This window comes from Silanimonas sp. (genome assembly GCF_027530345.1).
In the GTDB taxonomy this organism is placed as follows: domain Bacteria; phylum Pseudomonadota; class Gammaproteobacteria; order Xanthomonadales; family Xanthomonadaceae; genus Silanimonas.
This window is the reverse complement of sequence record NZ_JAPZQK010000006.1, coordinates 304,952-324,983: the sequence shown is the minus strand read 5'-3', so window position 1 is coordinate 324,983 and position 20,032 is coordinate 304,952. Positions and strand designations below refer to the sequence as shown.

Sequence of the window (20,032 nt, the reverse complement as noted above, 5' to 3'; positions counted from 1 at the left end):
TTAGAGGCCGAGGTCGGACAACAGGTCGTCGGCATCGCTCTGCGATGTCGGCGGCTTGTCCACCCCTGCAATCGCCGGGCCAGAACCGGCCAGCGGGTCGTCGTCCTTGCGGCGCGCGCCGGGGCCGGTGGGCGGCAGGCCCATCGCGGTGAGCTGGTCGTGCACGCCACGGACGATCCCGGCCACCTTCTTGATGATCTGGCCGGTGAGGTCCTGGTAGCTCTGGGCCAGCGCCATTTCCGAGAGGTTGCTGCGCAGCTCGCGCAGCAGGGCCTCGTGGTCGGCGCTGGGGACCAGCAGCTTCTCCATCAGTTTCTGCGAGTCCTCGACGAGGTCGAGGGTGCGGTTGGTGGCCTGCTCGGTCATCGCTACGACGTGGTCGAGGCGGGCGCAGGCATCGGGCAGTTCGCCCACCGCGGCGTCGACGGCGGGAATTTCGCCGAGCGCTTCGCCCAGGCTCTGGCTCAGCTTGGCGAGCCCCTGCATCAGGGGCTGCTCCTGCCACTGGACGATGGCGCCCAGTTCGGCTTTCAGGCTGGCGTCGTCGGCGTCGCTGATCGCGGCCAACGCGGCGCGCAGGTGGGCGGTGATTTCCGCGTTGCGCGCCGGGTTGGTCATGCGGCGCTGCCCAGGCGTTCGAAGATCTTGTCGAGCTTCTCCTTCAGCGTCGCCGCGGTGAAGGGCTTGATGATGTAGCCGTTCACCCCGGCCTGCGCGGCCTCGATGATCTGCTCGCGCTTCGATTCGGCCGTGACCATCAGCACCGGCAGGGTCTTCAGCTTCTCGTCGGCGCGGATCAGCTTCAGCAGCTCGATGCCGGTGGTGCCGGGCATGTTCCAGTCGGTCACGACGAAGTCGAAACCGCCCTGCTTGAGGATGGTGTAGGCCGCGCCGCCGTCTTCGGCCTCGGCGGTGTTGGTGAAGCCCAGGTCGGCGAGCAGGTTCTTGACGATGCGTCGCATCGTCGAGAAGTCGTCCACGACCAGGATGCGCATGTTCTTGTTCACAGCAGTGCCTCGGATGGAAGGGTGCGGAATCGGTGCGGTGGAGCGCCCCTTCGCAGGGGTCGCCCAGCCGTCGGCCGGGCGAGTGTAGTCCGGGCTAGCCGACGTCCTCCGTGTCGTTATCGGCAGAACCGAACTCTCCTAAACGGCTGCGCAGGCGCAGCATGGCCTGGCCGTGGATCTGGCAGACCCGCGATTCCGAGACGCCGAGCACGGCGCCGACCTCGCGGAGGTTCATCTCCTGCTCGTAATACAGGGAGAGCACGAGCTGTTCGCGTTCGGGCAGCTGGCCGATGGCCGCGGCCAGGGCGTGGCGGAACTCGGCGGCCTGGAGGCGCCGCTCCGGGGAATAGGTCGCCCCGGCGGCGACGTTCGGCTCGCCGTGGTCGTCGATGTGGGAATCGAGGCTGAGGACCTGGCCGGAGACGGCGTCCTCGAGCAGGCGGGCGTACTCCTCCGGGGCGAGGCCCAGGGCCTGGGCGATTTCGGCGCCGGTGGCGGCGCGGCCGGTGGTCTGTTCGATCTGCCGGGTGGCCTCGGCGGCCTCGCGGCTGCGGCGGTGCACCGAGCGCGGGGTCCAGTCGCCCTTGCGGATCTCGTCGATCATCGCGCCGCGGATGCGGATCGAGGCGTAGGTCTCGAAGCTGGCGCCCTGGTCGCTGTCGAAGTTCCGGGCGGCCTCGATCAGGCCGAGCATCCCGGCCTGGACGAGGTCATCGACCTCGACGCTGGCCGGCAGGCGGGCGGCGAGATGGTGGGCGATGCGCCGCACGAGGTCGGCATGCCGCTCGACCACCTCGACGGAGGCGCTGCGCTGCACGGCTCGGTACTGGGCGGCGGGAGCAATCATGCGCGGGCACCTCCGGCCTCCAGCATACGCTCGACGAAGAACTCGATATGTCCTCGCGGCGTGGTGGCACGGGCCCAGCGGTGGATGCGGGTGGCGAGCTCGCGGAAAGCGGCCGAGGCCTGGGCCGAGGGGAAGGCCTCGACGACCGGCTTCTGCTTCTGCACGGCGCGGCGCAGGGCGTCGTCCTGCGGGATGGCGCCAAGGTAGGCCAGCGAGGCCTCGGGCAGGAACTTCTCGACCACCCGGGCCAGCTTGTCGTACAGGGCCCGGCCCTCGACCGGGCTGCGAACCATGTTGGCGATCACGTGCACGCGCTGGATGCCGCGCTCGCGACACAGCACCTTCACCAGCGCGTAGGCGTCGGTGATCGACGCGGGCTCGTCGCAGACCACCACCAGCACTTCCTGGGCGGCCTGGCAGAAGGTCAGAACGGCGTCGTTGATGCCGGCGGCGGTATCGACGATGAGGGTGTCGAGCGGGCCCTCGTAGGTGCTGACGGCCTGCACGATGCCGGCGTGCTGCTGTGGCGTCATTTCCGCCATGTGCCGCTTGCCGGAAGACGACGGCACGATCTGCAGCCCGCGCGGCCCCGGCAGGATCACCTCGGCCAGCGTGGCGCGGCCGGCGACGACATCGGCGAGGGTCTGTTTCGGCGTCAGGCCGAGCAGCACGTCGACATTGGCGAGGCCGAAATCGGCGTCGAGCAGCATCACCCGCTCGCCGAGCGCAGCCAACGCCGTGGCGAGGTTCACCGAGACATTGGTCTTGCCCACGCCGCCCTTGCCGGAGGCGACGGTGAGGACACGGACCGGAGCCGGCGCGGCCTCAGGCGGCATCGGCGTCCTCCGCCGGACGGTCGCCAGCGCGGCGCAGCTCTTCCAGCTTCAGCACGAGGCGGCTGGCCTCGGCGGTGCTGAGGTCGTCGGGCACGTTCTGGCCGTCGGTGGTGTAGGCCAGCGGCAGTTGGTGGCGCACCAGCACCGAGAGCGCGGCGCCGAGGCGGCCGGTTTCGTCGAGCTTGGTGAGGATGGCGGCCTCGGGCGCGACGAATCCGAAGCGACGGATGACTTCATCCAGGTCGGCGCTATGGGCGTTCGCGGGCATGACCAGCATCGTCCGCACCTTGCCGGCGTGACGCAACCAGTTCAGCTGCCCAACCATGGCGCGGTCGCGCTGGCCGTGGCCGGCCGTGTCGACCAGCACCAGCGGGTAGTCGCGCAGGCGGTGCAGGGCCTCGTGCAGGGCCTCCTCGCTGCCGGCTTCGACCACGGTGAGGCCGAACTGCCGGCCGTAGGCGTGCAGCTGCTCGCGGCCGCCGGGGCGCTGGGTGTCGGTGGTGATCAGGGCGACGTCGCGCGGGCCGTGCTCGGCCGCATAGCGGGCGGCCAGCTTGGCCAGCGTCGTGGTCTTGCCGGCGCCGGTCGGGCCGACCAGCGCCACCACGCCGGGCGTGCGCAGCGGATCGAAGGTCGCGACCGGCAGCAGGTGGGCCAGTTGGCCCAGCATCAGGCCGCGGGCGCGGGCCGGGTCGGCCTCGGCGGGGATCTTGGCGGCGACCTCGCGGGCCAGCGCGTCCTCGCAGCCGTAGCTGGCCAGGGCATCGAGGGCGAAGGCGCGCGCCGGGCTGCCGCGCAGGCGCTCGCCGGTCATGCGCTGCATCTCGCGCTCCATCATCTCGCGCATCTCGACGAGCTCGGCGCGGACCTGAAGCAGGCTCGGATCCTCGTCCCAGGGCGAGATGCGCACGGCGCGCGGCGCCGAACGACGGGCGACGGCCTCGGCTTCGCGGTGGGTGGCGCGGGCCTGGGCATCGAGCGCGGCCGCCGTCGGGGCGACGGTGGGCTCGGGGTCCATGAAGGCGGCGGCGGGTGCACGCGGCGCCGGAGCTGGAGCGGGACGGGCGACCTCGGGCGCCGGCATCTCGGACGACGTCGAACGGGCGATGCGTTCCTTGGCCTCGGCGAGGAAGGCGGAGAAATCGGCGCGCTTGCCGGCGCTCGGCGCCGGGGCGGCGGCGGGTGCGGCCGACTTGGCGGCGATGGCCTTGACCAGCGCTTCGGGGATCAAGGCCGGGCGCTCGTCCACCACCGGCGGCCGCACGGCGGAGCGAAGGGCCCCAGCCAACTGCGCCGGCAGGCCGATGTCGGCGTCGCGCGCCTGGTCGAGCGCGGTGGCGGGCTTCTGCGGCAGCAGCGACTTCAGCGCGTCCTGCGCCAGCTGTTCGTCGTAATCGGTGGCGGCCACCACCTCGATGCCGCCCGGCACCGGGCGGTTCGAGAGGATGACCGCGTCGGCCCCCTGCTCCTCGCGGACCATGCGCAGCACCGTCCTCATGTCCGGGGCAACGAAGCGCTTGATCTTCATGGTGGCTCTCTCCGAATCCTGCTAACCGCAACCGTTGTTTCGAGGCCTCAACCGATCGAACCGACCAGCTTCAGCCGTTTGTCTTCGGGGATCTCGCTGTAGGCCAGCACCTGCAACGACGGCACCCCGTGCCGGAACATCCGCGAGAGCACCCCGCGCACCCCGCCCGGCACCAGCAGCACCGAGGGTTCGCCGCGGGCGTCCTGCCGCTGCACGCAGTCGGCGAGGCTCTGGTGCAGGCGCTCGGCCAGGTTCGGTTCGAGTGCTGCGGTGTTCCCGTTCACCGAGTCCTGCAAGATGCGTTCCAGAGGTGGCGCCAGCGTGTAGACCGGCAGCTCGGGGTTCATGCCGTTGATCTCCTGCACGATGAAGCGGCCCAGCGCGTTCCGCACCGCGGCGGTCAGCGCCGCGGGATCGGACGTGATGGCGCCGTGCTCGATCAGGGCCTCGGCGATCTGCCGGATCTGCCGCACCGGCACCTTCTCGGCCAGCAGGTTCTGCAGCACACGCACCACGACGGCCAGCGGCAGGGTCTTGGGCGTGAGGTCCTCCACCAGCTTCGGGGCCGCCTTCTTAAGGGTGTCGAGGAGCGCCTGCGCTTCCTCGTGGCCGAGCAGCTCGCTGGCGTGCTCGCGCACAAGGTGGGAGAGATGCGTGGCGATGACGGTGGCCGGGTCGACCACCGTGTAGCCCAACGACTCGGCCTGCGCGCGCTGCGCCGGCTGGATCCATACCGAATCCAGCCCGAAGGCCGGATCGCGGCCGGCGATGCCCTGCAGCTCGCCGAAGACCTGCCCGGGGTTCAAGGCCATGTCGCGGTCCGGGTAGACCTCGCCGCTGGCCACCGGCACGCCGTGGATCACCACGCGGTACTGGTTGGGCGGCAGGTCGAGGTTGTCGCGGATGTGCACCGCCGGCACGAGGAAGCCGAGGTCCTGCGTCTGCTTGCGGCGGATGGCCTTGATGCGCGCCATCAGGTCGCCGCCCTGCGCCTTGTCGACCAGCGGGATGAGCCGGAAGCCGACCTCGAGCCCCAGCGCATCGATCGGACGCACTTCGTCCCAGCTGAGCTCGGCCGGCGCGCCGCCCGGCGTCTGCGTGGCCATCAGCTTGCGGGCTTCCACATCCGCCACCCGCGCCTGTTCCGCCTGTTCGCGCTGGTAGAGCATCCAGGCGAGGTAACCGAGGCCCGCCGCGAACGTCAAAAAGGCGACGTTGGGCATGCCCGGCACGAGGCCGACCAGGCCGATGATCGAGGCGGTCACCGCCAGCGCGCGGTACTGGCCGAACACCTGGCCGAACATCGCGTTGCCCATGTCCTGCGAGCGCGAGACGCGCGTCACGATCACGGCCACGGCCGTGGAGACCAGCAGGGCCGGCAGCTGGGCGACGAGGCCGTCGCCGATGGCGAGCAGGATGTAGATCTCGGCGGCATCGCCCGCCGAGAGCCCATGCTGCATCACGCCGATGGCGAAGCCGCCGATGATGTTGATGAAGAGGATCAGGATGCCGGCGATGGCGTCGCCACGGATGAACTTGCCGGCGCCGTCCATCGAGCCGTAGAAGTCCGCTTCCTCACGCACTTCCTCGCGGCGGAGCTTGGCCTCTTCGCGAGTGAGGATGCCGGCGTTCAAGTCGGCGTCGATCGCCATCTGCTTGCCGGGCAAGGCATCGAGGGTGAATCGCGCCGCCACTTCGGAAACGCGCGTCGAGCCCTTGGTGATGACGATGAAGTTGATGATCGTCAGGATGGCGAAGACGATGATGCCGACGGCGAAGCTGCCGCCGATGACGAACTGGCCGAAGCTGGCGATCACCTGGCCGGCGGCATCATGGCCCTCGTGGCCGTGCAACAGCACCACGCGGGTGGAGGCCACGTTCAGCGCGAGGCGCATCAGGGTGACCAGCAGCAGCACGGTGGGAAAGATCGAGAACTCCAGCGGCCGCTTCACGTAGATCACCGCCAGCAGCACCACCAGCGAAGCGGCGATGTTCAGCGTGAACAGCACGTCCAGCGCCAGCGGCGGCAGCGGCACGACGATCATCGCCAGCACCCCGATCAGCACCAGCGGCACGGCCGCTCCCTGCTGGATCAGCTGGCGGGTGCGGTCGAAGGGAGTCATCACGGCGGCCATCGGGTCTCGCGTGGGCGTGGGGTCGGGCGAGACGTGCAAGACGTGTGCCGGGGGATCACCCGCCTAAGCCGGCGCCTGCCACGCGTGCCGATGGGCCGCCTTGAGGACGCGGCATGCCGTCGCCATCGGCGCGCCGGCGACTACTCGCGCTCGAATACGCCGCCGAAAGGCGACGCTCACCCCACGATCGCGTGCGGCACGAAACGCGAGGTGTTCATCGTGATCGGTCCGTCGTCTTCACGGAGGCCCATGCCACAGGCGCGATCGCCAATGACCCAGCTGCCGATCAGAGGCCAGCCGGCATCGAAACGCGGCAGCGGGTGCCAGGCCTGCCGCACTTGGGGGCCGTCGGCGTAGGGACCCGGCGTCACGATCGCTTCGCCGTCGGGGAGGGTCGCGGCGATGTTCGCCCCCTCGCGCGAGAAGAAGGGCTTGCGGACCCAGCCGGCGGGCAGCGGGGCCGAAGGGGCCTCGTCGATGTGGCACTCGAGCAGGTTCGGGTGGCCCGGATGGCGCTCCCACAGCAAGGCCAAGGCGGCCTTGTTCGAGAGCAGGGCCTTCCACGGCGGTTCGATGAGCTGCATCGCATCGAAGCGCAGCGCGGGCCCGAAGGCATCCTCGAACATGAATTCGTAGGGGTAGAGCTTGAACAGGCTGCGGATGGCGTGGCCGCTCTCGTCGGCGAAGGTGCGGCCGTCGTCGCCAAGGCCGATGGCTTCGACAGCGAGGCGGTGCGTCTCCAGCCCCGCCTGGTGCGCACAGTCGCGCAGGTAGTCGACCGTGCCGCCGTCCTCGGCGTGGCCGTCGTGCGCGGCAAAATGCAGCGGCAGGCGCAGCCGTCGCTCGCGGGCCATCGCGCCGAAAGCCTCGACGATCGCTTCCTGCAAGCCGTTGTACTGGTCCGCGCCGGCCGGCAGGGTGCCGTCGGCGATCCGGTCTTCCAACCACAACCACTGGAAGTAGGCCGCCTCGTACAGCGCCGTCGGCGTGTCGTAGTTGAACTCGTAGAGCTTCGCCGGGCCGCGGCCGTCATAGGCGAGGTCCATGCGGCCGTACAGGTGCGGATCGCGGCGGTGCCACGACCGCTCGATCCAGTCGCGGTAGTCGGACGGCACGGCGAGCCTCACCATCAGCGCCTCGCTCGCGCAGACCGCGTCGACGAGATCAAGCGCCATCGCGTGCAGCTCCTGCGTGACGTCCTCGATGTCGCGCTCCACCTGCGCGAGGGTGAACAGGTAGCAGGCGCGCTCGTCCCAGTAGGGTGCGCCGTCGAGGGTATGGAAGGCGAAGCCGTGCTGCGCCGCCTGCGCCTCCCAATGGGCCCGCGGGACCAGCGGGCGCCGACGCATCAGCCGCCCCAGCCGCCGCCGCGGCTCGATCCGCTTGTGCCGAAGCCACCGCGCGACGCGCGTGGCACGGCCTGGCGCGGCGGGTCGACCTGCACCACGCGGCGGCCCTTCGTATCGAAACCCTGCAGGCCCTGGCCATAGATCGGGCGGATGCTGCCGTAGGGCGAAACCCGGGAGGTGCCGTAGCCGTAGGGCGTCGCGAAGGCCGTCGTCTTCGGGATGTAGCGGTACTTCCAGCCGTCGAAGTCCTCACAGGCCTCGTCCCCGTAGAGGCGCTCGCAGTCCTCCTCGGAGGCGTAGCCAGGCGCCATGCCGCGGGCCTGGGTGTAGGCCTGGTCGCACTGCGCATCGCTCATGTCGTTGGCCTCGTAGCACGCCTGCACCGAGGCGTATTCGAGGCTGCCGGGCTGCGGCGGCGGATCGATGTAGTCGGGTCCGCAGGCGGTCAGGGCCACGGGCGATGCGGCCAGCAGGGCCAGCCGCAGGGTCTTGCTGCGCTTCATGGCGGCGCCCTCACCAGGTCATCGAAGCGGCGTTGAGCACGCCCACGCCGAGCGACACGACGCCGGCGAACACGCCCGCCGCGGTTTCGCCCGCGGCAATGCGCGCCGGCAGGTCGGCGATGACGAGGCGCTTCGCTAGGTGGGCGACCGCCTGCACGACGAAGGCGACGAGCCCCCAGAGCATGAAGTCGACGAGGCTCACCGAATTCGCCATCGCCGAAGCCAGCGGAAGGATGAACCCGAGGACCGCGCCACCGAGGGCCAGCGAAGCCGCGACGTTGTTGGCCTTGATCAGCGCGAACTCGCGGTGGGGGGTCAAGCGCACATAGACCACCACGAACAACACGGTCATCCCGACCGAGGTGCCGAAGTAGGCGAGGAAGGCCGGCAGGCCCTGCAGGTAGGCGGTAAGCGAAGCGATCACGGGGACTCCTGTCGATGCGGAACGGGCGGTACGGGGAAACGCGGGGCGACTCAGGCCATCGCCGACGCAAGCGGCATGTCCGCCGCCTTGATGCGGCGGCTGGCGAGGTAGAACAGGGTGGCGCCGGCCGGCACGCGGGTGTCGTCGTCGGCGTTGAGGATGGCCTTCAGAGGGGCTTCCCGAAGGGCGTAGCCCAACAGCGTGGCGCGATGCTGGCGACGCAGCAGGACCAGGTAGTCACCGTACCGGCGACTGCCGGTGTCGAGGGGCAGCACCAGCGAATACTGCGTCGGGCCATCAGCCAACGAGAGCATCTCCATTGCGACGCTGGAGGCGCCGAGGTCGTGCGAAGCGCGGACGATGAGCTCGGCCTGCACCGGCGTCGTGCACTCGACTTCCGGATGGTGGCGCTTGAGCAGGGTCGCCGACTCGGCGCGGTCGAACTGCGCCACGACGTGGGCGTCGCCACCGAGCGCGCGGACCGCCATCGCCGCCGCCAGGGTCTGCTCGTCCGTCGCGGCGTCGATGATCACTCGACGCGCCGCGCGAACGCCAGCGCGGACGTAGCCGGTCGGATCCGCCAGCGTGGCCAGCTTCACGAAGCGCGCCTCGTCGGGCCGGGGGTTCGCTTCAAGGTCGACGTCGATGATGACGATCTCCCCGCGGCCCTGCTCCTCGTGGCGGAGGAGGTCGACGATGCGGTGCGATTCCCGGCCGTTCCAGCCGACGAGGATGGTGTGGTGCTCCATGTCGCGATAGTTCCTTTTGCCGTGCAGGCCGCGCTGCCACAGGCCGGCGAGCACGGCCGTGGTCTTTCCGATCATGGACGCCAGCAGCGCCACGGCGCCGGGCATCAGGTAGAACGCCGCGACCATCCGGCCGGCATCGGTCTGCGGGCTGAAGTCGCCGAAACCGACCGTCAGCGCCACCGTCGCGTAGAAGTAGGCCCACACCACCGGCTCGACCAGGCGCTCCTCGCCGGACAGGACCATCAGGGCCCATGCGCTGGCGAAATGCAGGGCGATCAGGACCGCCAGCGCCGTCCAGCTGACGGTGGCCAGATGCTTCCTTGCAATACGTAGGGCGCGCAGCAACAGCACGGGATCGACGGGGGGCGGTGCGGGGGACGGCGCACCTTAGCGGAAGGCGTGCGGCTCGGCCACTCCTTTGCACGGGCGGCGCAGGACGATCAGGGCTCGCGCTCCAGCGCCCCGAAATCCGGCAGCGTCGGGTACGCCCCGCGCTTCGGCGTCCACACCTTGAGCTGGTAGACGTAGCTCAACACCTGCGCCACCGCCTGGTAGAGCTTCACCGGGATCTCCCTGTCGAGCTCGGCCTGCGCATGCAGCACGCGGGCCAGCGGCGGCGCCTCGACGATGGCAACCTTGTGCGCACTCGCGACCTTGCGGATGTTCAGCGCGACTTCGTCCAGGCCCTTGGCCACGACGATGGGTGCCTGCGCCTTCTTCGGGTCGTACTTCAGCGCGACGGCGTAGTGCGTGGGGTTCACCACCACCACGTCGGCGGTGGGCACGGCCTCCATCATCCGGCCGCTGGCGAGCTGCTGCTGCATGCGGCGGATATGCCCCTTCACCTCGGGGCGGCCCTCCATCTCTTTCATCTCCTCGAGCAGCTCCTGCCGCGTCATCTTCAGCCGGCGCTTCCAGCTCCAAAGCTGCCAAGGCACGTCGGCGACGGCGAGGAGGACGAGGCCCAGGCCCATCGCGATCAGCAGGCCAAGGATCAGGTCGAAACCCTGGGCCGCAGCCGTCGCCACGGGCAATTGCGAAAGCTGCAGCAGGCGGTCCTCGTAGGACAGGTAGTAGACCGTGCCGATGGCACCAAGGATGGCGATGCGCAGCAGCGACTTCACCAGCTCGCCGAGGCCCTGCGTGCCGAAGATGCGCTTCAGGCCCGCGATCGGCGACAGGCGCTCGGCGTTCGGCGTCAGCGCTTCGGTGCTGAAGTTGAAGCCCATCACCGCCGGCGCGACGAAGGCGCACAGCAGGCAAGTGACGATCAGCGGCCCGACCGCCAGCATCAGCTCGCCGATCGACAGGCCAGCTCGGTTGACCAGATCCGCACCCAGCCCCCGGCCCTCGCCGGCGTGGCGGAGCTGGTTGCCCATCCACGCCATCGCATGCCCGGCCATCCAGCCACCGAAGGCCAACAAGGCGAGCAAGGCGCCAACGAATACCGCCGCGGTGGCGAGTTCCGGTGATCGCGGGCTGTCGCCTTTCTCGCGCGAGTCCTTGAGCCGTTTTGGGGTCGGCTCTTCGGTTTTCTCCTGGCCGTTCTCGTTTTCCGCCATGGCCCTAGCCCAACCAGCCGGTGGAGAGTTCGAAGGCCGCTTCGAGATTCGCGCGCAGCGGTCCCAGCAATTGCCCGGTGAGCGTGCCCATCAGCAGCAGGCCGACCAGCACCGAGGCCGGCAGGCCGAGCTGGATCGGGTTGAGCGAGGGCGCGGCACGGCTCATCACGCCGAAGGCGAGGTTGATGACCAGCATCGCCAGCACGACGGGCAACGCGATCTGGATGCCGACGAGGAACATCTGCCCGCCGAAGTCGGCGATGGCGCGCAGCGCCTCCGGTGTCGGCGCCCAGTTCGACTGCAGCGGCACCGCCCTCCACGAATCGGCGAGCAGCTCCACGATCATCAGATGCCCGTTCATGCTGAGGAAGATCAGCGCGAAGCACAGGTAGAACCACTGCCCGACCACACCCGCGTTGGTGCCGCGCAGCGGGTCCGCCATCACGGCGAACGACAGGCCGGTGCCCTGCGCGACGAACTCGCCGGCCAGCGCGCCAGCTTCGAAGGCCAGCCGCAGCACGAAGCCCATGCCCACGCCGATCAGCACTTCGCGGGCGGCGGTAAGCACGGTAAGGGGATCGACGCCCGGCAGCGGCGGCGGCGGCCCGGCCAGCGGCGCCATCGCGAAGGCGAGCGCCATCGCCAGCATGGCCTTCACGCGGCGCGGCACCGTGCGCGTACCGAACAGCGGCGCCACCATCAGCAGGCCGCCGACGCGCAGGCTGGTCCACAACGTCGCGTTGATGACGGCGAACATGTCGCCGCCGTCGAGCACGATGCCGGGGATGCTGCCCGCGGCGGCCATCAGCCCACCAGCGCGGGGATGCGCTGGAACAGCGCGATCGTGTAGTCGACGAGCTTGCCGAGCAGGAGGCTGCCCATCGCCGCCAGCGCGACGGCCAGCGCCACCGCCTTGGCGATGAAGGCGACGGTCGGCTCGTTGATCTGCGTGGCCGCCTGCACGAGGCCGACGGTGACGCCGACGCCCAGCACGACGACCAGCAGCGGGCCGCCGACCAGCAGGGCGAGCTCGAGGCCGGCGCGGAGTTCGGTGATGGCGGTTTCCGGCGTCATGTCAGCCCGCTCCCACCGCGGTCGCTGCCGTGCTCACCACGGCCGGGTTGAAGCTGCCCGCCAGCGTGCCGACCACCAGCACCCAGCCGTCGACCAGCACGAAGAGCAGGATCTTGAACGGCGCGGAGACCAGCATCGGCGACATCATCATCATGCCCATCGACATCAGCACGCTGGCGACGACGAGGTCGATCACCACGAAGGGAATGAAGATCAGGAAGCCAATCTCGAAGGCCGTCTTCAACTCCGAGGTGATGAAGGACGCCACCAGCACGCCGAACGGGATCTCTTCCGGCGAGGCGAAGCCCTGCGTGTGCCCGGAGAGGTTGGCGAAGGTGAGCAGGTCGGTTTCGCGGATCTGCGCCAGCATGAAGGCGCGGAAGGGTTCGGAGGTCGCGGTCCACGCGGCGTCGAAGGGCAAGGTGCCGTCGAGGTAGGGCTTCAAGCCCGCGGTCCAGGCCTGGTCGGCCACCGGCATCATCACCATCATCGTGATGAAGAGCGCCAGCCCCACCATGATCTGGTTGGAGGGCGTCTGCCCGGTGCCGAGCGCCATGCGCAGCAGGGCCATCACCACGATGATCCGCGTGAACGCGGTGCAGGCCAGCAGCAGGCTCGGCAGCAGGGTGATGGCCGTCATCGACAGCAGCACGGCCAGCGAGACCGAGACGTTCTCGCCGCCGACGTTGGCGACGGTCACCTCGGGCAGGCCGGTGGGCTGCGGGCCGGTCGGCGTGGCGAAGCCCAGCGCCGGCAGCAGCGTCAGGGCGAGGAAGGCGTAGCGGAGGACGGTGGATAGCGTGGGCACGACGGGCATCCGGCGGGGATGCCCGGTGACGTGCAAGCCGCGTGCCGGATTACGCGGAGTCGCGCGCCTTCAGCCGCGCCAGCAATTCGGCGAAGCCGGCCTGAGTCGGCGCGTCGAGCAGGGGCTCGGGCAGGGTGTGCAGCAGGTTGACGCTGTGCTGGGTGACACCGAGCAGCAGCTGTTGGCCGCCGCAGTCGACGATGACGACGCGCTCGCGCGGCCCCACGGCGAGGCTGGCCACGGTACGCAGGCCGGACATCGACTTGAGCCCGGCGCCCGGCAGCTTTTTCAGCACCCAGGCGAGGAACAGGATCAGGCCGACCACGAGGACCAGCGCCATCAACGCACCGCCGAGGCCGGCGGTCTGCGGCACGGCCTGCCCGACCTGCACGGTCTTGGCGGCGGCGGGTGCGGCGGCCGTGGCCGCCAGCAACAGGGAGGTGGGCTCGCTCATGGCGTGGCTTCAGCGCAGGCGCTTGATGCGTTCGCTGGGGCTGACGACTTCCGTCAGCCGCACGCCGAAGCGCTCGTTCACCACCACGACTTCGCCCTGCGCGACCAGCGTGCCGTTGACGTAGACGTCGAGCGGTTCGCCGGCGACCCGTTCCAGTTCCACCACCGAGCCCTGGTTGAGCTGCAGCAGGTTGCGGATCGGGATGCGTGCGCGACCCACTTCGAGCGACAGCGTCACCTGCACGTCGAGGATCAGGTCGAGGTTCGCGTCACCCGTGGCGCCACTGCTGGCGGCCGGGGCCGGGCTTGGCGCGAGGTCGCCCCACATGGCGAGGTCGGCGGCGTCTTTTTCGGTGCTCATGGGGTGGTCCTCAGTTCGCCCGCGGCTTGGTGCCGGCCATGGGCGTGATGCGGGTGATCTTCACGGCGTTCTTGCCTTTGTGCAGGCCGAAATCGCCTTCGAACAGCGGCAGGCCTTCGACATGCAGCGGCGTCTTCGCGGGCACGTCGATCGGCAGGACGTCGCCGACCTTCAGCGCGACGAGCTGGCGCACGCTGAGGCGCTTGGTGGCCAGCACGCCGGCCACGTCGAGCTCGGCGAGGTTCACGCCCTCGCGCAGCTGGATCGGGAAGTTCTCGTCCTTCTCGGAACGGTCGGAGGCGATTCCCGCGTCCAGCAGTTCGCGGATCGGCTCGAGCATCCCGTAGGGCAGCGTCACGTGCATCTCGCCGCCGCCACCCTCCAGCTCGACGTGGAACTTGCTCACCACCACGTATTCGCGGGGGCTGACGATGCTGGCGAAATGCGGGTTCACTTCCGAGCTCGTGTATTCGAACTCGAAGTTCATCACCGGCGCCCAGGCTTCCGTGAGGTCGGTGAAGGCCTGCTTCAGCATCAGCTGGATGACGCGCATCTCGGTCGGCGTGAACTCGCGGCCTTCGATCTTCGCGGGGAAGCGGCCGGCGCCACCGAAGAAGTTGTCGAGCACCGCGAACACCAGCGTCGGCTCGAAGACGATGAGGCCGGTGCCGCGCAGCGGCTTCATCTTGATCAGGTTGAGGTTCGTCGGCACGTACAGCGTGTGCAGGTAGTCGGCGAACTTCATCAGCTCGACGCCGCGCACCGAGAGGTCGGCGGAGCGGCGCAGCAGGTTGAACAGGCCAACGCGCCACATGCGCGCGAAGCGCTCGTTGACCATCTCCAGGGTGGGCATGCGCCCACGGACGATGCGGTCCTGGGTGGCGAAGTCGAAGGACCGCGCCACGCCGGGATCGACATCGGTCTCGGTCTCGACCGCGCCCGAGTCGACGCCGTGGAGCAGGGCGTCGATCTCATCCTGGGAAAGCAGGTCGCTCATGGCCGTCGTTTACTGGGTGACGAAGCTGGTGAACAGCAGGGCGGTGACGGTGTCCTTCTTGCCGGTCTCGGCTTCCAGCACCTTGTTGGTCTCGCCCAGGGCCTTCTCCTGCAGGGTCACCATGATGTCGGGCTGGGACAGCTCCTCGTTGGTGAGCTGGCGGAACATCACCAGCAAGCCACTGCGGATCGCCGGCAGGTGCGTCTCGATGGCCTTCTGGCCCTCCTCGCTCTTGGTGGCGAGCTGGATCTGCACCTGCAGGTACTTGGCGCTGCCGCCCGTGAGGTTGACCACCAGCGGGTCCTTGACCTCGATGTAGCGGGTCTCGGCCTTCGGCGCGCCATCCTCGCCTTCCTCCGCCTCGGCACCCTCCGCGGCCTCGTCGCCCTCGGCCGGGGCGTGCGCCGGCTTGGGCATCATGAAGAACATGATGCCGGCCACCAGGACGGCCGAACCGAGCGCGGCGCCGATGATCGGCACGAGCGGCACCTTGGGTTTGGCGGCGGCGTCGGCGGGTGCGGCGGCGGGAGCGGGCTTTTTGTCGGCCATGGGTGGGTCCTTGCGGTCGTGGTGGGGAGTGCAAGACCCGTGCCGCGGCGGGGGACCGGACCTGCCGGAAACCCGCCACCGGCGGCCTCCGGGCCGGTTCGCGGCTAGTAGGCGCTGAAACCGTTCGTCGTTCAATCGGCGCGTTTTGAGTATTCCTGACTCTTCGTCGGGGGGATTCCGTCATGCTTCGCCCGCCCCTCACCCCCGGGGGGTGGAGGAGCGGTTCGATACGCTTCGAGCGGCGCGACGCGAGGCACCCCCCCTGCCTTCGCTTCCGCCCTGTTCTGCGACCGTGCTGCTTGGTGGTCGCACCCCCTCCGAGCCCGACCCGGCCCCCGCCGTGGTCGGGTTTTCTTTTTCTGCGCGGCTTCACTTCGCCGGGATCGATCGCCACACTCGACGCCATGCCCGCCTGCCCGACCCGCTTCGCGCCGCCTGCCCAGCCCCACCCCGGGAGCGGCCGCGCATGAGCACGCCGATGGTGACGGCGCATCCGCCGCTTCGCGTGGCACTGGTGGAGGACGACCGCATCGAGGCGGAACGCGCCATCGCCGCCCTGCGGGCCGCCGGCCACGAGGTGGAGTGGTTCACCGAGGGCGTGCAGTTCATGTCCGAGGTGCGCGAGGCGCGGCACGAACTGTTCCTGTTCGACTGGCACCTGCCCGACACCGAGGGCACCGCCCTGGTGGGTTGGGTGCACCGTTCCGTCGGCCGCCGGGCGCCGATCATCATCTTCAGCCGTTTCGACGACGACGAGCGCATCGTCGAGGCGCTGGCCGTCGGCGCCGACGACTACATCATCAAGCCGACCTCGGCGACGGTGCTGCTGGCCCGGATCGCCGCCGTGACGCGACGCTTCCAGGGTGCCGCCACGGCCCCGCTGCGGGTGGAATTCGGCCCCTACCGGATCGACGGCGCCTCCCGCGAGCTCAGCCGCGACGGCGAGCGCATCGAGCTGCAGCCGAAGGAATTCGACCTGGCCTGGTACCTGTTCCTGCATCGCGACCGGCTGGTGCGACGCGAGGAGCTGGTGGCCGCCATCTGGGGCCGCGACCTCGGCGGCTCGGCCCGGACGCTCGACACCCACCTGTACACGCTGCGCCGCAAGCTGATGTTCGCGGAGAACGGCCTCCGCCTCTCGAACGTCTATCGCGAGGGCTACCGGCTGGAACTCGCCCCCGCGGCGGCCGGCGCCTCAGGCGACTGAGGCCTCGCGCTCGAGCGGCAGCTCGATGCGGAACTCGGCGCCGCCCTCCGGCGGGTTGTCGACGAAGACGGTGCCGCGGTGGCGCGCCACCACGCTCATCACCATGGCGAGGCCGAGGCCGACCGAACGGGTCGACGACTTCGGCGTGCGCGCCAGCGGCCCGAAGCGCTGGAACAGCTGGCTGCGCCGGGACGGGGCGATGCCCGGGCCACCGTCGCGGACGACGATGGCCAGCGCCTCGCGTCGGCGCTCCACGCGCACATCCACATGCCCACCGGGCGGGGTCACCTTCACCGCATTGCTCAGCAGGTTCTCGACCGCGCGCCGCAGCAGGGCGGCGTCGCCGATCACCCAACCGGCCTCCTGGTCGTCGAGGGCCAGCTCCATCCGCACCTGCTTGGCGCTGGCTTCCGGCGTGCTGGTCTCGACCGCCTCCAGCACCACGTCGGCCAACAGCACCGGCTCGGCGCGGGTGAAGGCCTCGGGCGAGGCCGAACGCACGAAATCGAGGTAGGTCGTCGCCATCTGCACCATGCGGCGGGAGAGCCGCTCGGCACTGCGCAGCACCTGCTGGGTGGACGGCGTGAGGGTGGGATCGGCCAGCACGCCTTCGCAGAGCTCCACCAGCGCATGCGCCGGCGCGCGCAGGTCGTGGGAGAGGAAATCGATGGCGGCCTGGCGCTCGCGCTGGTCGGCCATCAGGCCGGTGAGCTCGGTGACGCAGACGAGGGTGTCGTGCTGGTCGGGCTCGCGGCCGCCGGGCAAGGGTTCGAAGGCGACCACCACCTCGCGTTCACCGCACTGCGCCAGCAGGCGCGCGCTGCCGGCGCCCACGTACTGCCCGGCGTCGGCCGGCAGGCGCAGGTCGACCGCGGCCAACCAGTCGCGCAGCGTGCCCATCGGCGCCTCGGGGTCGGTGCGCCAGGCGACGGCCTGGGCGTTGCCGAGGCGCAGGCGCTGCTGGCCGTCGATGACGATGATGGCGGCCGGCTGCACGTCGATCAGCCGATGCACGTACTCGCGCTGGCGGCGGATGCTCGCGACGGCCTGGCGGACCGCGGCCAGCGCCTCGTCGAAATCGAAGCCGCGGCGCGTGGCCGGCGGCGCGGTGGCTTCGCGGCGCAGCACGGCGATCTCGGCGGCCAGCATCGAGGCCGAGCGCACGTAGCGATGGATCACTTCGACGAACACCTGCAGCGGCAAGGCGATCGCCAGCGCCACCGGCGGCAGCCACATCAGCATGCGGTAGGCCACGAGGTAGGCCACCCCCACGAGGACGAGGAAGCCGACCGCGAACACCGCGGCGCGGCGCTGGCGCAGGTGGTTCAGGGCCAGGGCGAAGAGCAGCAGCACGCCGCCCACGATGGCCGCGTCGGTCGACGACGAGAGCACGCGGAACACGTGGCCGGTGAGCAGGGCCGCGGTCGCCTGCGCCTCGTACTCATCGACCGTGAGGCCATGTTCGGCCCAGCCCGAGACGGCGGTGGTGAGGTTGATCTCGGTGTCCTGCTCGGACTGGCCGATGATGACGATCCGGTCGCGCCAGACGTCCGGGTGCACCTCGCCATCGAGCACGTCGGCGGCGCTGACCCGACGCACGGTGCCGCCACCGCCCAGGAAGGCGAAGACGTAGGCGTCCTCGGCAACGGTGGGCGAGTCGAACGCGGCCTGTAGGGCCGCGCGGCGCTCCTCGGGGACGAGGTCGCCGGCCTGCTGCAGCAGGGCGACGGCGAAGCTCGGCCGCAGCGCGCCGGCCAGCGGCGCGGCATGGAAACTGCCACGGATGACGTTGTCGTCGCCGGTGGCGACGAGCTGCAGGCCCAGGGTGCGGAAGCCCACTTTCTCGGCGGCGCGGAAGGCTTCCTCGGCGCTCTGGTGCGCGGTGTCGCCCACGAAGGCCTTGCCGACCGTGTTGCCATGGCGGGCCAGCGCCTCGCGCAGCACGCCGAGGCCTTCGCGGTCGCGCGGATCGCGCGGGTCGAAGGCGAGGTAGGCGCCGATCACGCGCGGCTTCACCTGGTTCAGGCGATCGACGAGGCGGGCCACCGCCAGCGGTCGGCGATCGATGAAGTCGGGGTAGCGGCGCTCGGCTTCGCCGTCGATATGCACGAGCACGATCTCCGGCGGCGCCTCGCGCTGGTGCAGGCGCATCAGCTGGTCGTACACCCGCGTGTCGAACGGCGCCAGCAGGTTGAAGCCGACCAACAGGGCGGCCAGCAACGGGATGACCAGCGCGTGGATCGGCAGGCGGCGCATCGGCTCAGCGGGCGGCGGAAGGCGCGGCCGGCGGCGGTGAATGCAGGGCGTCGAGCGCCACGGCCAGCAGGCTGCGCAGGCCGGGCTCGAGCGCCGATTCGTCGAACAGGAACTCCGGCGAGTGGTTCATCGGCGCGCGACGCGGGTCGATGCCCGGGCCGGTGCTGCCAACGAACCAGTAGAAGGTCGGCGCGACGGTGCTGAACTGCGAGAAGTCCTCGCCGATCGTCAGCAGCGGCATCTCCACGACCTTGTCCTCGCCCAGCGCCGCGCGCAATGCCGCACCGCCGCGCTCCGCGCGTTCGGCGGCATTCGCGGTGAGCGGGGCATTGAGGTTGACGCTGAGCTCGGCGGTCGCGCCGGCCGACTCGGCGATGGCCTTCGCGGTGCGCTCGAAGCGCGCGATGACGTCGGCGCGCACGCCGTCGTCGAAAGCGCGCAGCGTGCCGGCCATGCGCGCCTCGTCGGGGATGATGTTGAAGCGCACGCCGGCCTGCACTTGGCCGGTGGAGAGCACCACGGGCGAACGCACGATGTCGGTCTGGCGCGAGACGATGGTCTGCATCGCCATCTGCACCTGCGCCGCGATGGTGACGGGGTCGATGCCGTCCCAGGGCCGCGCGCCGTGCGTCTGCCGCCCACGGATGACGAGGTTCCACTCATCGACCGAGGCCATGGTCGGACCGCTGCGGTAGCCGACGGTGCCGGCCGGCAGCGCCGCCCAGACATGCAGGCCGTAGATGGCGTCGGGCTTCCAATCGGCGAACAGGCCGTCGTCGATCATCGCCTTCGCGCCGACGATCTGGCCGGGCTGCGGCGGGCCTTCCTCGGCCGGCTGGAACACGAACATCACTTCGCCAGCGAGTTGATCTTTCATGCCGACCAGCACCTCGGCCGCGGCCATCAGCAGGGCGACGTGCGCATCGTGGCCGCAGGCATGCATCACGCCGACGTCCTGCCCGCGATAGGTCGTTCGCACCGTCGATGCGAACGGCAGGCCCGTCGCCTCGGTGACGGGCAGCGCATCCATGTCGGCACGCAGCGCGATGCTCGGGCCCGGCTTCGCGCCCTTGAGGATGGCGGCCAAGCCGGTGACGCCGAGGCCTTCGCGCACCTCGAGGCCGAGGCCGCGCAGGTGCGCCGCGACCTTGGCGGCGGTGCGCACTTCCAGCGTGCCGAGCTCGGGGTGCTGGTGCAGGTCGCGGCGCCAAGCGATGAGCTCGGGCAGGACCTCGGCGATGGCCGTATCGAGCGGCGCGAGGTTGGACGGTGCCGCGTGGGCGGCGCACGGCGCAAGGGCCAGCGCGGACGCGAGCACGGCGAGCGGGGCAAGTCGGAGGGCGACGGCGCGGGGCAGCGGCATGGTCGAGGCGGGTGGCTTCGGGGA

General features: G+C 70.3%; 20 protein-coding genes and 1 pseudogene. 1 reads left to right on the top strand and 20 read right to left on the bottom strand.

Going from position 1 to position 20,032, the window contains the following annotated elements:
* The 18 genes and pseudogenes from O9255_RS04460 to O9255_RS04375 all read right to left on the bottom strand — a co-directional run bounded on the left by O9255_RS04460 (position 1) and on the right by O9255_RS04375 (position 15,182).
* On the bottom strand, positions 1–618 hold the full coding sequence (locus tag O9255_RS04460; RefSeq protein WP_297865632.1) for a protein phosphatase CheZ: 618 nt from the start codon (positions 616–618) through the stop codon (positions 1–3).
* Positions 615–1,007, bottom strand: coding sequence for a chemotaxis response regulator CheY (cheY, locus tag O9255_RS04455; RefSeq protein ID WP_297865631.1), 393 nt, complete (start codon positions 1,005–1,007; stop codon positions 615–617). The genes O9255_RS04460 and cheY overlap by 4 nt, the downstream gene beginning before the upstream one ends.
* A 94-nt stretch (positions 1,008–1,101) precedes the next feature.
* Positions 1,102–1,854, bottom strand: a complete 753-nt coding sequence (locus tag O9255_RS04450; protein ID WP_297865630.1) for an RNA polymerase sigma factor FliA — start codon at positions 1,852–1,854, stop codon at positions 1,102–1,104.
* Entirely contained in the window at positions 1,851–2,690 is an 840-nt protein-coding gene (locus O9255_RS04445) for a MinD/ParA family protein (RefSeq protein WP_345781358.1), read from the bottom strand. Before O9255_RS04445 ends, O9255_RS04450 begins: the two co-directional genes overlap by 4 nt.
* Positions 2,680–4,218 carry a flagellar biosynthesis protein FlhF gene (gene flhF, locus O9255_RS04440; RefSeq protein WP_297865629.1) on the bottom strand — a complete coding sequence of 513 codons (1,539 nt, stop codon included), beginning with the start codon at positions 4,216–4,218 and terminating at the stop codon, positions 2,680–2,682. The genes O9255_RS04445 and flhF overlap by 11 nt, the downstream gene beginning before the upstream one ends.
* Before the next feature lie 47 nt (positions 4,219–4,265).
* A complete protein-coding gene (gene flhA / locus O9255_RS04435) occupies positions 4,266–6,353 on the bottom strand; it encodes a flagellar biosynthesis protein FlhA (protein WP_297865628.1) in 2,088 nt (695 codons plus the stop codon).
* 176 nt (positions 6,354–6,529) lie between these two features.
* Complete coding sequence (locus O9255_RS04430) at positions 6,530–7,702, bottom strand: glutathionylspermidine synthase family protein (RefSeq protein WP_297865627.1); 1,173 nt, start codon at positions 7,700–7,702, stop codon at positions 6,530–6,532.
* A complete protein-coding gene (locus O9255_RS04425) occupies positions 7,702–8,205 on the bottom strand; it encodes a DUF1190 domain-containing protein (protein ID WP_297865626.1) in 504 nt (167 codons plus the stop codon). Before O9255_RS04425 ends, O9255_RS04430 begins: the two co-directional genes overlap by 1 nt.
* Positions 8,206–8,215: 10 nt before the next feature.
* A complete protein-coding gene (locus tag O9255_RS04420; RefSeq protein ID WP_297865625.1) occupies positions 8,216–8,629 on the bottom strand; it encodes a DUF350 domain-containing protein in 414 nt (137 codons plus the stop codon).
* A gap of 50 nt (positions 8,630–8,679) precedes the next feature.
* A complete protein-coding gene (locus O9255_RS04415; RefSeq protein WP_297865624.1) occupies positions 8,680–9,729 on the bottom strand; it encodes a potassium channel family protein in 1,050 nt (349 codons plus the stop codon).
* Between the two features lie 89 nt (positions 9,730–9,818).
* A complete protein-coding gene (flhB, locus tag O9255_RS04410; RefSeq protein ID WP_297865623.1) occupies positions 9,819–10,940 on the bottom strand; it encodes a flagellar biosynthesis protein FlhB in 1,122 nt (373 codons plus the stop codon).
* A 4-nt stretch (positions 10,941–10,944) separates the two neighbouring features.
* Positions 10,945–11,745 carry a flagellar biosynthetic protein FliR gene (gene fliR, locus O9255_RS04405; protein ID WP_297865622.1) on the bottom strand — a complete coding sequence of 267 codons (801 nt, stop codon included), beginning with the start codon at positions 11,743–11,745 and terminating at the stop codon, positions 10,945–10,947.
* The gene (locus O9255_RS04400) at positions 11,745–12,014 is read right to left on the bottom strand and encodes a flagellar biosynthetic protein FliQ (RefSeq protein WP_297865621.1); all 270 of its coding nucleotides are present in this window, start codon (positions 12,012–12,014) and stop codon (positions 11,745–11,747) included. Before O9255_RS04400 ends, fliR begins: the two co-directional genes overlap by 1 nt.
* A gap of 1 nt (position 12,015) precedes the next feature.
* Complete coding sequence (fliP, locus tag O9255_RS04395) at positions 12,016–12,831, bottom strand: flagellar type III secretion system pore protein FliP (RefSeq protein WP_297865620.1); 816 nt, start codon at positions 12,829–12,831, stop codon at positions 12,016–12,018.
* Between the two features lie 40 nt (positions 12,832–12,871).
* The gene (fliO, locus tag O9255_RS04390) at positions 12,872–13,276 is read right to left on the bottom strand and encodes a flagellar biosynthetic protein FliO (RefSeq protein WP_297865619.1); all 405 of its coding nucleotides are present in this window, start codon (positions 13,274–13,276) and stop codon (positions 12,872–12,874) included.
* Positions 13,277–13,285: 9 nt separating this feature from the next.
* Positions 13,286–13,540 (bottom strand): annotated as a pseudogene (gene fliN / locus O9255_RS04385) (flagellar motor switch protein FliN); the annotation flags it as partial.
* Positions 13,541–13,646: 106 nt separating this feature from the next.
* The gene (gene fliM, locus O9255_RS04380; protein WP_297865618.1) at positions 13,647–14,633 is read right to left on the bottom strand and encodes a flagellar motor switch protein FliM; all 987 of its coding nucleotides are present in this window, start codon (positions 14,631–14,633) and stop codon (positions 13,647–13,649) included.
* A gap of 9 nt (positions 14,634–14,642) precedes the next feature.
* Positions 14,643–15,182, bottom strand: a complete 540-nt coding sequence (locus tag O9255_RS04375; protein WP_297865617.1) for a flagellar basal body-associated FliL family protein — start codon at positions 15,180–15,182, stop codon at positions 14,643–14,645.
* Positions 15,183–15,648: 466 nt separating this feature from the next.
* Between O9255_RS04375 and O9255_RS04370 the strand changes: the two genes are divergently transcribed.
* On the top strand, positions 15,649–16,389 hold the full coding sequence (locus O9255_RS04370) for a response regulator transcription factor (RefSeq protein WP_297865616.1): 741 nt from the start codon (positions 15,649–15,651) through the stop codon (positions 16,387–16,389).
* On the opposite strand, the gene O9255_RS04365 is transcribed toward O9255_RS04370, so the two are convergent.
* Positions 16,378–18,645, bottom strand: a complete 2,268-nt coding sequence (locus O9255_RS04365; protein ID WP_297865615.1) for a CHASE2 and HATPase_c domain-containing protein — start codon at positions 18,643–18,645, stop codon at positions 16,378–16,380. The two genes, O9255_RS04370 and O9255_RS04365, sit on opposite strands and share 12 nt — an antisense overlap.
* Before the next feature lie 4 nt (positions 18,646–18,649).
* A complete protein-coding gene (locus O9255_RS04360; protein ID WP_297865614.1) occupies positions 18,650–20,008 on the bottom strand; it encodes an amidohydrolase in 1,359 nt (452 codons plus the stop codon).
* Positions 20,009–20,032 lie beyond the last annotated feature (24 nt).

What these genes read in the sequence shown, in the direction of transcription:
- O9255_RS04460 (WP_297865632.1), bottom strand. Translation starts at nt 618, where the DNA reads ATGACCAACCCGGCGCGCAACGCGGAAATCACCGCCCACCTGCGCGCC.
- O9255_RS04450 (WP_297865630.1), bottom strand. Translation starts at nt 1,854, where the DNA reads ATGATTGCTCCCGCCGCCCAGTACCGAGCCGTGCAGCGCAGCGCCTCC.
- O9255_RS04445 (WP_345781358.1), bottom strand. Translation starts at nt 2,690, where the DNA reads ATGCCGCCTGAGGCCGCGCCGGCTCCGGTCCGTGTCCTCACCGTCGCC.
- flhF (WP_297865629.1), bottom strand. Translation starts at nt 4,218, where the DNA reads ATGAAGATCAAGCGCTTCGTTGCCCCGGACATGAGGACGGTGCTGCGC.
- flhA (WP_297865628.1), bottom strand. Translation starts at nt 6,353, where the DNA reads ATGGCCGCCGTGATGACTCCCTTCGACCGCACCCGCCAGCTGATCCAG.
- O9255_RS04430 (WP_297865627.1), bottom strand. Translation starts at nt 7,702, where the DNA reads ATGCGTCGGCGCCCGCTGGTCCCGCGGGCCCATTGGGAGGCGCAGGCG.
- O9255_RS04425 (WP_297865626.1), bottom strand. Translation starts at nt 8,205, where the DNA reads ATGAAGCGCAGCAAGACCCTGCGGCTGGCCCTGCTGGCCGCATCGCCC.
- flhB (WP_297865623.1), bottom strand. Translation starts at nt 10,940, where the DNA reads ATGGCGGAAAACGAGAACGGCCAGGAGAAAACCGAAGAGCCGACCCCA.
- fliR (WP_297865622.1), bottom strand. Translation starts at nt 11,745, where the DNA reads ATGGCCGCCGCGGGCAGCATCCCCGGCATCGTGCTCGACGGCGGCGAC.
- O9255_RS04400 (WP_297865621.1), bottom strand. Translation starts at nt 12,014, where the DNA reads ATGACGCCGGAAACCGCCATCACCGAACTCCGCGCCGGCCTCGAGCTC.
- fliP (WP_297865620.1), bottom strand. Translation starts at nt 12,831, where the DNA reads ATGCCCGTCGTGCCCACGCTATCCACCGTCCTCCGCTACGCCTTCCTC.
- fliO (WP_297865619.1), bottom strand. Translation starts at nt 13,276, where the DNA reads ATGAGCGAGCCCACCTCCCTGTTGCTGGCGGCCACGGCCGCCGCACCC.
- fliM (WP_297865618.1), bottom strand. Translation starts at nt 14,633, where the DNA reads ATGAGCGACCTGCTTTCCCAGGATGAGATCGACGCCCTGCTCCACGGC.
- O9255_RS04375 (WP_297865617.1), bottom strand. Translation starts at nt 15,182, where the DNA reads ATGGCCGACAAAAAGCCCGCTCCCGCCGCCGCACCCGCCGACGCCGCC.
- O9255_RS04370 (WP_297865616.1), top strand. Translation starts at nt 15,649, where the DNA reads ATGAGCACGCCGATGGTGACGGCGCATCCGCCGCTTCGCGTGGCACTG.
- O9255_RS04365 (WP_297865615.1), bottom strand. Translation starts at nt 18,645, where the DNA reads ATGCGCCGCCTGCCGATCCACGCGCTGGTCATCCCGTTGCTGGCCGCC.
- O9255_RS04360 (WP_297865614.1), bottom strand. Translation starts at nt 20,008, where the DNA reads ATGCCGCTGCCCCGCGCCGTCGCCCTCCGACTTGCCCCGCTCGCCGTG.